General features: G+C 46.7%; 6 protein-coding genes and 2 pseudogenes. 5 read left to right on the forward strand and 3 right to left on the reverse strand.

From position 1 onward, the window contains the following. Window positions 1-88: 88 nt before the first annotated feature. From ACO0K1_RS07695 to ACO0K1_RS07705, 3 genes are all read right to left on the reverse strand, one after another. On the reverse strand, window positions 89-1,651 hold the full coding sequence (locus ACO0K1_RS07695; protein ID WP_423024375.1) for a sensor histidine kinase: 1,563 nt from the start codon (window positions 1,649-1,651) through the stop codon (window positions 89-91). A 306-nt stretch (window positions 1,652-1,957) separates the two neighbouring features. Further along, complete coding sequence (locus ACO0K1_RS07700) at window positions 1,958-2,587, reverse strand: TetR/AcrR family transcriptional regulator (RefSeq protein WP_423024377.1); 630 nt, start codon at window positions 2,585-2,587, stop codon at window positions 1,958-1,960. Beyond that, a complete protein-coding gene (locus tag ACO0K1_RS07705) occupies window positions 2,580-4,040 on the reverse strand; it encodes a PLP-dependent aminotransferase family protein (RefSeq protein WP_423024379.1) in 1,461 nt (486 codons plus the stop codon). The genes ACO0K1_RS07700 and ACO0K1_RS07705 overlap by 8 nt, the downstream gene beginning before the upstream one ends. A gap of 193 nt (window positions 4,041-4,233) precedes the next feature. Between ACO0K1_RS07705 and ACO0K1_RS07710 the strand changes: the two genes are divergently transcribed. The 5 genes and pseudogenes from ACO0K1_RS07710 to ACO0K1_RS07730 all read left to right on the forward strand — a co-directional run bounded on the left by ACO0K1_RS07710 (window position 4,234) and on the right by ACO0K1_RS07730 (window position 11,774). Next, window positions 4,234-5,544 carry an aspartate aminotransferase family protein gene (locus ACO0K1_RS07710; protein WP_423024381.1) on the forward strand — a complete coding sequence of 437 codons (1,311 nt, stop codon included), beginning with the start codon at window positions 4,234-4,236 and terminating at the stop codon, window positions 5,542-5,544. Window positions 5,545-5,600: 56 nt separating this feature from the next. Then, window positions 5,601-7,100 carry a CoA-acylating methylmalonate-semialdehyde dehydrogenase gene (locus ACO0K1_RS07715; protein WP_423024383.1) on the forward strand — a complete coding sequence of 500 codons (1,500 nt, stop codon included), beginning with the start codon at window positions 5,601-5,603 and terminating at the stop codon, window positions 7,098-7,100. Window positions 7,101-7,302: 202 nt separating this feature from the next. After that, window positions 7,303-8,694 (forward strand): annotated as a pseudogene (locus tag ACO0K1_RS07720) (NAD(P)-dependent oxidoreductase). A gap of 1 nt (window position 8,695) precedes the next feature. Then, on the forward strand, window positions 8,696-9,988 hold the full coding sequence (gene preA / locus ACO0K1_RS07725; protein ID WP_423024385.1) for an NAD-dependent dihydropyrimidine dehydrogenase subunit PreA: 1,293 nt from the start codon (window positions 8,696-8,698) through the stop codon (window positions 9,986-9,988). Between the two features lie 323 nt (window positions 9,989-10,311). Continuing rightward, window positions 10,312-11,774, forward strand: a pseudogene (locus ACO0K1_RS07730) (NCS1 family nucleobase:cation symporter-1).

Raw genomic sequence — 11,774 nt, forward strand, 5'->3', positions numbered from 1 at the left:
AATCGGAAGACTTTATTCCCGGAAACTAATTTCCAAATTTAGAATAACAAAATTGCTCTGTAAACACTATATAAACACTATATAAACACTATATTTTTTCTAGCTGTTGTGTGACTCTCGGGATACAAATGGTAAACACGGCGCCTTGTTCTGGGTGGTTGTGTGCAGTGATGCTGCCACAAAGTTGTTTATTGATAATATTGAAAACAATATTCAAGCCTAAGCCAGTGCCACCCTGGCCACGTTTTGTTGTAAAAAATGGCTCAAAAATTTTGTCCAGAAATTCCTCAGGAATGCCACGCCCATTGTCTCTGAAACCAAGATAAACCGATGCACCAGTTAGATGAACCAGAATATCAATTTGGCCGGCCATCCCATCAGGAAATGCGTGGGTTACTGCATTCATTGTAAGGTTGGTAACGACTTGCGCCAAAAGCCCCGGATAGCTATCCATGACAATTTTTTCCTGGCTGATGATTTGAATGTTGACTCGCGCCTTACGTAGTGTTGGGTTCAAGCTGGTAATGATGTCATCAAGAAATTCGGTGAGTTCAAACTCTCGCCGTTGCTCGCTGGTTTGATCTACCGCTACCTGCTTAAAACTTTGTATTAGGTGTGCGGCTCGACTTGCATTACTTATAATTAAACGTGAACATTCATTCGTCGTATTCAAAAACGCCGTAATATCGGATTTCCGGATGGCTCCCGCAGACATGCTTTGAGTGACTTCACTACTTGCGTCTGCGAGTACAGAAGCACTGGTTACGATAACGCCAACGGGGGTGTTAATTTCATGCGCAATGCCTGCAACAAGACTTCCCAAACTGGCTAATTTTTCTGCTTGTAATAGGGATTTTTGGGCGGCTTTGAGGCTAATATAAGCCTCTTCGGTCTGCTTGGACGAGGCGAGTGCAAGGGCTTCTGCCTGTCTTTGTAAGACGATAATATTTTTTAAATTACGTAACACCAAATTGAAGCCGCGAATAACTTTTCCAAATTCGTGACTTTTTGATTCCGGTAATTCTGCTGCCGCCTCTGCATCATGTGAGCTCAATTCATACAGTGCGCTCTGTAGTCGTTTTATTGGATCAAACACGACTTTCAAACTCATGGCCAGTGCGATGATTAATATGGCATCGAGGATAAAAATTTGCAGGATCGTGAGCATTAAACTTTCGCGCAATTTTTTATCAATATAGTCATGCGAAAAAGTCACGATAAGTTCACCCAATGCTTGGCTAGTATGGGGTATTTGTGCCGAATTTCTTGGAATGACATCCGCAAATAACTGTGCTTTGATTTGGTATTCGCTCGGAAGTTGGTTCTTAGAATTAGCTTGGTTGTTAAGTCCCGACTTTGTTGCCCTTACAAAGCTAACATCAGGCATTTCAGCAGAGTAAACGGCGATCTCATTAACATCAAAATTTTGGATTTCCGCTTTAATAATCTTTGCTGCAGTCGATTCGTCCATGTTCCATAAGGTTGATGGCAGAGAGGTCTCCAAACGAGATATCACTTCTTTTTGGTGTGACTTGAAGTTTTTTTCGAGCTCATCAGAAAGGTGGATGTATTGATAAATCCCGAAGCTGGCAAGGGTTGCCGTAACGATTAAGACGAAAATCGCAATCAAGCGGAATCGAAGTGAATACATAGTACTCTTTCTTTTCTACATGGTGTACGGTCGCTTCCTGAGAACGGAAGGCGCGCAGGGCTCATCAAAGGAGGCCGATTCAGATGAGTTCAATCAGATCGCGGCGAACAACATAAAATGTTGTCGAGATTTAATTATATAGAACTGCAATTAGTTGTCCAGCCAATATTGTGGTTTCTTTTTTGTAATATTTTCATCTCTGCGATGCAGGCGGATGTTCAATATGGCATTAAAACATTATTAATAAATTATTAATAAATTATTAAAAGGCAATTTATTTTCGCATTATAAAAGTTAAAAAATCGCTTACTTGCAGTGCAAGCGCTGCAAGACTAACTCACAAATTAGTTTCTCTGCTTCATCGAAATCCGCTGATTGTAACGGTTGGTGACCGAGTACCAGACTCATCTGTGCACTGAAATCGGCATACGACTGGGTCATTGCCCAAATTAGAAAAAGTAAATGTGTCGGGTTGACTGCGGCAATTTTTCCTTGCGCAATCCAACTTTCAAAAATGGCGATATCTTTCTTTAAGAATGGGATGATTTTTTCTCGCATACTTTCAGAGTACGTCTGCGCTCCACTGATGACCTCCATGGCGTAGACACGTGATGCGTGTGCCTGCTCCCTGGAAAAACATAATTTTGCTTTGATATAACTACGAAGCAATTGTTCTGGTTCTTGGGTAGGGTCCGCCAAAATATCCATACGCTCTAGCCATTGATCCAAGACCTGATCCAATACAGTTTGGTACAACACCTGCTTATTGGCGAAATAGTAAAGCAAATTTTGTTTTGATATCCCCGCATGCTCAGCGATGGCGGCGACGGAAGTGCCTGCGAATCCAGATTCGGAAAACACTTCGGTGGCACATTGTATGATGCGCGCTTCGATCTGATCGCGTTGGTTGAGTAATGGTTCTACGCGTTTATCCATGTTGAACCCGGTTTAAAAAGTCGCGTAGTTGCGCGTTACCGCCGTAAGCAATATTGAAGCGGAACCATGGGTATGCTTGTACATCACTTGAAAAAAATTCGTTCGGCGCAAGAATAATTCCGGCTTGCAGCGCATGTTTGGTGATCTCACTCGCATGTCGTAGAGAATTTTTCCAGCCGGCACTAATGAACATCCCCCCACGCGGTTCAGCCAACGGCGTCATACCGACATCATGTAACACATCCAGGGTGCTGTTACGCGCTGTATCAAGCTGGCGTTTGAGCTTCTCTAACATTCGCCGATACAAACGTGAGCTGATCGCGTGCAGGACGGCGCGTTCGTTGATTTCAGAAGTCGTCAGGCCAGCTAACATTTTGACGCGCAATAATTCACCGATGAGAGAGTGCGATGCACAAACCGATCCTACGCGAAGTGTCGGCGACAAGGTTTTTGAAAAACTACCAACCCGTATCACACGTCGCAAACCATCCATCGCAGCTAAAGAGGGTTCTGGACGTGTACATAATTCGCGATAAATATCGTCTTCTACTAACCAGAAGTCAAACTGTTCAGCCAATGCCAGCAAACGGTGCGCATGGCTCTGGCTTAAGCTCGTTCCCAACGGGTTTTGGAGTACGGTATTGACGAACATGATCTTTGGTTGATGGAGCAAGGCCTTTTCCAATAATCCATCGACATCCAAACCATGTTCATCTCTTCGTATGCCGATTGGAATACAACCATGATGACGAATGAGAGAGAGTAAATTACTGTACCCCGGATTTTCAACAAAGACGGTATCTCCGGGTTTGCATAGGGTGCGTAAGATCAGATCAAAGCCGTGCGTGGCGCCGTTGGTGAGCAGAATTTGTTCGGCATCGACATTGAATAATTCTTGCGAAAGTTGTGCTGCCAGATGCTGGCGCAGGCTGGCAAAACCGAGTGGATTGCCGTAGCCACGTAAGCGTTGGGTAGGAATACGCATGGATTGTTTTAATGCATCTAGTAATACGTCATCACCATACCATTCTGGAGGTAACCAGCCCGAGCCAACGGGCAAGGCGGTTGATACGCCAGAGTATAAATCCGGGCTTAGTGCATCAAGGACAGTCGTCAACGGCTGTGTGCTGACAGAACCGGCTGCTTGTGAGGGTAACGGTGTTAAAGCTGGTTTGCTCACAAAATAACCTGAGCCACGACGCGAGCTGAGCAGACCCAGTGTGATTAATCGCTCATAGGATTCCACCACGGTGAAGGTGCTCACTGCATTGCATTTGGCAAATTGTCTGACCGATGGCATTTTGCAACCCAGTGGCAGGTGATTTTGGCGTACCAGACGGGTCACCTCCTGCACAATCTGATCGACCAAGCTGGATTGACACCTGCGCACTAACGCCAGCTGTGGCCATTCTAAGGGTGTTTCGTTGACGGCTTCTTCGTTCACAACTTCCATATTCTTCTCCGGTCTGGTACGCCGCAAAATTGTTGCCTGATCTTCGCTTTCATCCACTGTTTGGAACTGTATTGCTCATAAAAACTGTACGGTTGGACGAAATTTTGCTGGCTGTATATGTCTTCCGTGCCTATGCTTATCTAGGATTTCAACATATTTTTACCACTTGGTAAATCGTTTTCAGGAGAAACACATGCTTAGCAAACAACAGCTCAATTCTTATTGGATGCCTTTTACGGCGAATCGTGACTACAAAGAGGCACCACGGGTTGTTGCATCGGCGTCTGGCATGTATTACCGTGATCAGAATGGTCGCGAGATTCTGGATGGCACTGCCGGCTTATGGTGTGTGCCATTGGGACATTCGCATCCAACGATCGTTAAGGCCGTGCAGGATGCGATTGCTACCTTAGATTACGCGCCAGCATTTCAAATGGGGCATCCGGCAGCATTTGAGTTGGCAGAGCAACTCATCGAGTACAGCGGTCACAAATTTGGTCAGGTGTTTTATACCAACTCTGGTTCTGAAGCGGTCGATACCGCCTTAAAAATGGTGCTTGCCTACCACCGTGCACGTGGCGAAGCACAACGTACTCGTTTTATCAGTCGCGAACGTGGTTATCACGGGGTAGGCTTCGGCGGTATGTCGATTGGTGGCTTGCCAGCTAATCGCAAGCAATTTGGCAATTTGTTGGGTGGCGTTGATTACTTGCCTCACACACACAATCTGGAAAAAAACGCATTCACCCGCGGGTTGCCTGAATATGGCACCCACCTCGCGGATGAGCTAGAACGGCTCGTCACCTTACACGACGCATCCACTATTGCAGCAGTTATCGTTGAGCCCCTATCGGGTTCCGCAGGCGTAATCTTGCCGTCGAAAGGGTATTTAAAACGTCTGCGCGAACTGTGTGATAAACATGGCATCTTGCTGATTTTTGATGAAGTGATTACCGGTTTTGGTCGTATGGCCACACCGTTTGCTTCTGACTTTTTTGATGTGCGTCCCGATTTGATGACGACCGCTAAGGGCCTTACTAATGGCGTGGTGCCGATGGGTGCTGTATTTAGCCATCAAAAAATTTACGACACCTTGCTCGATAGTCCGGCGGGCATAGAACTCTTCCATGGTTATACCTATTCAGGGCATCCACTCGCTTGCGCGGCAGGCTTAGCATCTTTGAAAGTCTTTAAAGAGGAAAAAGTACTCGAACATGCACAAAGCATGACCGCGTATTGGGAAGAGGCGTTGCATTCTTTGAAGGGCTTGCCACATGTTATTGATCTGCGCAATGTTGGCTTGATCGGCGCCATCGAACTCGAGTCTATCCCAGGAAAAGTGGGGGCACGCGCGATGGCTGTTTATAAAAAAGCGTTTGCCGAAGGCGTGTTGGTTCGCACTACAGGTGACATTATCGCGATGTCACCACCGTTGATTTTAGAGAAAAAGCATATTGACCATTTATTCGGAAAATTAGCTGAAATCCTCAAAGCGGCCGATTAAATATCGCTTCTTGCTTCACTGAAATCACATCCCATTTATTGAAAAATTATAAAAACATGAGCCAATATCAAGTCCATCACTACATCAATGGCGAATCACATCAAAACATCGATAATCGGTTTGCCGATATTTTCAACCCCGCGTTAGGCACAGTGCAAGGCGCCGTGGCGTTGGGGTCTGAGCATGAGGTGAAGATGGCTGTTGCTGCCGCTAAACAAGCGTTTCCTGCCTGGGCAAGTACGCCAGCGCTGAGTCGCGCCCGCGTTCTCATCAATTATCTTCAGCTATTACAACAACACACCGAAGAGTTTGCACATCTGTTGACCAAAGAGCACGGCAAAACGCTCGCAGATGCGCGTGGTGAAGTGGCTCGGGGCATCGAAGTGGTGGAGTTTGCGATAGGCATTCCACAATTACTAAAGGGCGAATTTTCTGAACAAATCGCACGTGGGATTGATGCTTGCAGCATGCGTCAACCGCTGGGCGTCGTTGCAGGCATTACGCCATTTAATTTTCCCGTGATGGTGCCCATGTGGATGTTCCCGATTGCGCTGGCGTGTGGCAATACTTTCGTTCTCAAACCTTCTGAGCGAGATCCATCCGCCTCATTATTGCATGCCAGATTATTGCAAGAAGCCGGTTTGCCAAAAGGTGTATTCAATGTTGTGCAGGGCGATAAAGTTGTGGTTGATGCTTTGCTTGATCATCCTGACGTAAAAGCCATTAGCTTTGTCGGTTCGACACCGATTGCCCAAGCAATCTATGCACGTGGGTGTGCGAATGGCAAACGCGTACAAGCCTTGGGTGGCGCAAAAAATCACATGGTGGTGATGCCAGACGCCGATCTGAATATGGCGGTCGATGCTTTAATGGGGGCGGCATATGGTTCTGCTGGTGAGCGTTGTATGGCGATTTCTGTTGCGGTCGCCGTTGGCTCAGCGGCAGATGCACTGGTAGACGCCATGGCAGCGCGTGTCAAGACGTTGAAAATTAATAACGGCCTGGTGGACGGCGCTGAAATGGGACCGGTTATCACGCATGCCGCCAAACAGCGGATTGAAAGCCTGATCTCTGAAGGGGTGGAGCAAGGTGCCACCTTGGTGGTTGACGGACGTAATTACGTTGTACCAGGATGTGAACAGGGCTACTTTACAGGTGGTAGTTTATTTGATCATGTCACACCAGAGATGAGCATCTATCAACAAGAAATTTTTGGCCCTGTGCTATGCGTCGTTCGGGTGCCAGATATGGCAGCTGCAGCCGAGCTGATTAATCAGCATGAATATGGCAACGGCGTTGCGGTGTTCACGGCGGATGGTGGTACAGCACGTGAATTTGTTCGCATGATAGAAATTGGTATGGTGGGTGTGAACGTACCGTTGCCGGTACCGATGGCATTTCATAGTTTTGGTGGTTGGAAACGTAGTCTTTTTGGTGATCACCATATTTACGGACCTGAAGGCGTAAGGTTTTATACGCGTGTAAAAGCAGTGATGCAGAGATGGCCAGACAGCATTGCTAAAGGAGCGGAATTCTCTTTCCCGCAAATGAAATAAGACTTCCTGATAGCGCGTGTTGTGGACGAGAAACCGCATAACTTCACTTAGCACAGCGCGCCAGATATCGATGATTAGTGTGTTATTCGTTGCATACATCGCTGCAAACGTCACTGCAAATGTCGCAGGATACGTGCAGTGTGGGTTTTTATTTTCGTCATTTTTGTAATGGCAGTAGTATTTAGCCTGATTGGAGCCACCTATGTTGGAATCCCTTAAGTTGGAAACCCTCAAACATCTCACTGCAACAAACACGCGCCATGAGGATCTGGACGCGCAATTTAGTGATCTTCAACCCGCCCTCACTAGCCGTCAGGCAGCGATAGAAAGCGAGCGATGCCTGTATTGTTACGATGCCTCATGTACGTGAATTTGCCCTTCAGAAATTGATGTGCCTGGATTTATTCAAAATATTGCCGTCGGCAATATCAACGGCGCAGCGAAAGGGATTCTGCAACAGAATATTTTGGGTGCCAGCTGTTCCCGCGTTTGCCCCACTGAAATTCTGTGTGAACACGCTTGCGTCCGTAATCATGATGCCGAAGGCGCGCCAGTAAAAATTGGTCTGCTGCAACGTTATGCACTGGATCATATGACTTTCAAAAAACATCCGTTTAATCGAGCTGCCTCGACTGGCAAAAAAATTGCCATCGTTGGTGCGGGACCTGCAGGCTTATCGTGTGCGCACAAACTAGCGACGTTGGGGCATGAGGTGGTGATATTTGAAGCGCAGAAAAAATCAGGTGGTCTCAATGAATATGGTATCGCGAAATATAAACTTACTGGTGATTCCGCACAGCGTGAAGTGGATTTCTTATTAAACGTTGGAGGCATTAGCATTCAACACGAACAAACGCTGGGTGTGAATTTACATCTCGAAAATCTACGACATGACTATGATGCCGTGTTTCTTGCATTGGGTTTAGGAACGAGTCGCCAATTAGGTTTGACCGGTGAAAATGCACCAGGTTTGATGGCAGCGGTCGATTATATTTCTGAATTGCGTCAGGCGGATGATTTAAGCAAGTTACCAGTGCCAGCACAATGTGTTGTCATCGGTGCTGGCAATACTGCGATTGATATGGCAGTACAAATTGCCCGTTTAGGGGCAGAGCAAGTCACGTTGGTATATCGCCGAGGTGCAGAGCAGATGTCCGCAACGGTGCATGAGCAAGAAATTGCTAAAGTGAATCAAGTAAGAATTGTCACTTGGGCACAGCCACAACAGGTCTTATTCGATTTTACAGGCAACGTTTCTGGTATGCGTTTTGAAAAGACGCGTGAAACTTCTGGCATCGCTGGCTCCCCGGGTAAGCTAGAGACGACCGGAGAAACGATCGATATCCCTGCACAAGCGATTTTTAAAGCGATTGGCCAAAGCTTTGAGAAAGCCAGTTTGAGTGATCCTATTGCCCACGATATAAAACGGGATCACGACAAAATTTGGATCGACGATCACTATCGCACCAGCTTATCCAAGGTCTATGCAGGGGGTGATTGCATCGCACCTGGACAAGATCTGACGGTGCAAGCAGTTCAACATGGCAAGCTGGCAGCGCTGGCAATTAATGACGACTTGAAAGCGAAGGTGTGATATGGCGGATCTCTCAATCAATTTTGCTGGCATTAAATCACCAAATCCATTTTGGCTGGCCTCTGCACCGCCAACCGATAAGGCTTATAACGTTATACGGGCATTCGAAGCCGGGTGGGGCGGTGTCGTATGGAAAACGCTCGGCGAAGATCCTGCACCCGTCAACGTTTCTTCTCGCTATTCCGCGCACTACGGAAAAAATCGCGAAGTCATCGGCTTCAATAACATTGAACTGATCACTGACCGCAGTCTGGAATTGAATTTACAAGAAATTACCCAAGTCAAAAAGGACTGGCCTGATCGGGCAATGATTGTCTCTTTGATGTTTCCATGCGAAGAGGAAAGCTGGAAACGTGTCTTGCCTTTAGTTGAGGCAACGGGTGCTGATGGTATTGAGTTGAATTTCGGCTGTCCGCATGGCATGCCAGAACGCGGTATGGGGGCGGCGGTAGGGCAAGTACCTGAGTATGTCGAAATGATTACTCGCTGGTGTAAAAAATATTGTTCGTTGCCAGTTATTGTGAAGCTAACGCCCAACATCACCGATGTGCGCATTCCTGCACGAGCGGCGTTGGCTGGCGGTGCCGATGCTGTATCGTTGATCAATACCATTAATTCTATTACCTCCATCGATCTGGACCAGATGGTGGCGCGCCCTATCGTCGGTACGCAGAGCACACACGGCGGCTATTGCGGCAGTGCAGTCAAACCGATCGCTTTAAATATGGTGGCCGAAATTGCGCGTGACTCAGCGACCAAGGGACTGCCTATTTCTGGTATCGGTGGCGTGGGTAACTGGCGAGATGCAGCAGAATTTTTAGCTCTGGGAGCGGGCTCGGTGCAAGTCTGTACGGCGGCGATGTTACATGGTTTCCGTATCGTCAAAGAAATGACAGATGGTCTTTCCCGTTGGATGGATGAAAAAGGCTATGAACGTATCAGCGATTTTTCTGGAAAAGCGGTGTCCAATACCACCGACTGGAAATACCTTGATATGAATTATCAGGTCATCGCTGAGATCGATCAGGACAAGTGTATACAGTGTGGCCGCTGTTATATCGCCTGCGAAGACACATCGCATCAATCGATTTCACAATTGATTAGCGCCGAAGGTACGCGTCGCTATGAAGTCAAAAAAGAAGAGTGCGTGGGCTGTAACCTGTGTCAGATTACGTGTCCGGTTGAAGAATGCATCACCATGGTGCCGCAAGTCAGCGATAAGCCGTATATGAACTGGACGCAAGATCCACGTAATCCACGGGCTGTGGCGAGCGCAGAAATCAAAGCGCTGTAAGCTGTATTAGAAAATTCAGAAATGCATTTTTTGTAGAAGAAAAAGGCCATATAAAAAAGTAAAAGATAACGCTAAATCCAGTATTAATCTTTCTGCTTTCTTGTTATTGTTCATTCTTGAGTTTGATAGGACACGCGCAAAATCACCACCACGGTGCTGACGCTCTGGTCGACCAATTTGACATGTTTTCGTCGTTTTACTTACAGAAACGTTTTCGCGTAAGTCCTAAAAAATAAGAAAGAAACTGACACCCTATTTCTGGAATAAACATTGCTAGTCATAGGGTGCAAGTTTTTTCAACACATCGATCTGGAGGAGAATATATGCATACCGAGAGCAATCAACTATGGAATGAGGATCTGGCGCCCACTTCTGAAGCACAGCGCACGTGGCGTTGGTACCACTTTGCCGCATTATGGGTAGGTATGGTGATGTGCATTCCGGCATATACGCTGGCGGCCAGGCTGATTGAGGGCGGTATGTCCGGGTACCAGGCGGTGTTATGCGTGTTTGTCGCGAATGCGATTGTCCTGATTCCTATGCTGTTGATTGGACATGCTGGTGCTAAATATGGCATTCCGTATGCCGTGTTGGCCCGAACCTCATTTGGTGTGCGTGGTGCACGTTTGCCTGCTTTGATGCGTGCGATTGTCGCCTGTGGTTGGTATGGCATCCAGACTTGGTTTGGTGGCATGATGATTTATACCTTGGGTGGCGTCTTGCTTGGGCATCCATTAGGCCAAGATAAAATTGATGGTCTTGGTATCAATGCAGCGCAATTGGTGTGCTTTCTGATTTTTTGGGGCATACAGTTTTGGTATATTTTTCATGGGATGGATGCGATTCGCAAACTGGAAACCTATACTGCGCCTTTAAAAATCTTGATTTGTTTTGTGTTACTAGGTTGGGTATATAACAAAGCAGGTAGTTTCGGGCCAATTTTAGATCAACCTTCGCAATTTATTGAGGGTGGTAAAAAAGCCGGACAATTCTGGTCAACATTCTGGCCATCATTAACTGCCATGATCGGTTTTTGGGCGACTTTGGCTTTGAATATTCCTGACTTCACCCGCTTTGCTAAATCGCAGCGGGATCAGGTACTTGGACAAACGATAGGCTTACCAGCACCAATGGGCTTGCTGGCATTGTTAGCAGTGATTGTGACATCAGCAACTGTTGTGCTGTACGGCAAAGCGCTGTGGGATCCGGTGGATCTTGCCAGCCGTATGACTGGTGGCGCAGTGTTGGTCGCATTGGTCATTTTGTTGATTTTACCGTCTCCGTCAATTTAGCCGCTAATCTGGTGGGGCCTGCCTACGATTTTTCGGCATTGAACCCACAATTAATTTCCTATAAGACCGGCGGCTATATTACGGCTGGTATTGCTTTAGTCATGATGCCATGGAAAATTCTGGAAACCACACAAGGTTATATTTTCACATGGTTAATTGGTTATTCTGCTTTACTTGGACCTATTGCCGGAATCCTGATCATTGACTACTACTTCATTCGTAAAACAGAAATTAACGTCGATGATTTGTATCAAGAGCAGGGACAATATTCTTACTCTAATGGCTGGAATATCGCCGCGGTGATCGCGTTTGTGGTGGGTGTTTTGCCGAATATTCCGGGGTTTTTAAATGCGGCATTTCCGACGTCATTTCCCGTGATTCCAGAAATGTTTAAAACGATTTACACATACGCCTGGTTCGTTGGTCTGGCTTTATCTGGCGTTGTGTACCTGGTCCTGATGGGTCATAAAGGAAGTCCGTCGGCAAAAGCATAA

The sequence above is a fragment of the Undibacterium sp. SXout20W genome, from assembly GCF_049340285.1.
In the GTDB taxonomy this organism is placed as follows: Bacteria; Pseudomonadota; Gammaproteobacteria; order Burkholderiales; family Burkholderiaceae_D; genus Undibacterium.

Bases quoted from the DNA above. Each gene is read 5' to 3' on its own strand.
- ACO0K1_RS07715 (WP_423024383.1), top strand. From the start codon at position 5,601: ATGAGCCAATATCAAGTCCATCACTACATCAATGGCGAATCACATCAA.
- preA (WP_423024385.1), top strand. From the start codon at position 8,696: ATGGCGGATCTCTCAATCAATTTTGCTGGCATTAAATCACCAAATCCA.
- ACO0K1_RS07705 (WP_423024379.1), bottom strand. From the start codon at position 4,040: ATGGAAGTTGTGAACGAAGAAGCCGTCAACGAAACACCCTTAGAATGG.
- ACO0K1_RS07710 (WP_423024381.1), top strand. From the start codon at position 4,234: ATGCTTAGCAAACAACAGCTCAATTCTTATTGGATGCCTTTTACGGCG.
- ACO0K1_RS07700 (WP_423024377.1), bottom strand. From the start codon at position 2,587: ATGGATAAACGCGTAGAACCATTACTCAACCAACGCGATCAGATCGAA.
- ACO0K1_RS07695 (WP_423024375.1), bottom strand. From the start codon at position 1,651: ATGTATTCACTTCGATTCCGCTTGATTGCGATTTTCGTCTTAATCGTT.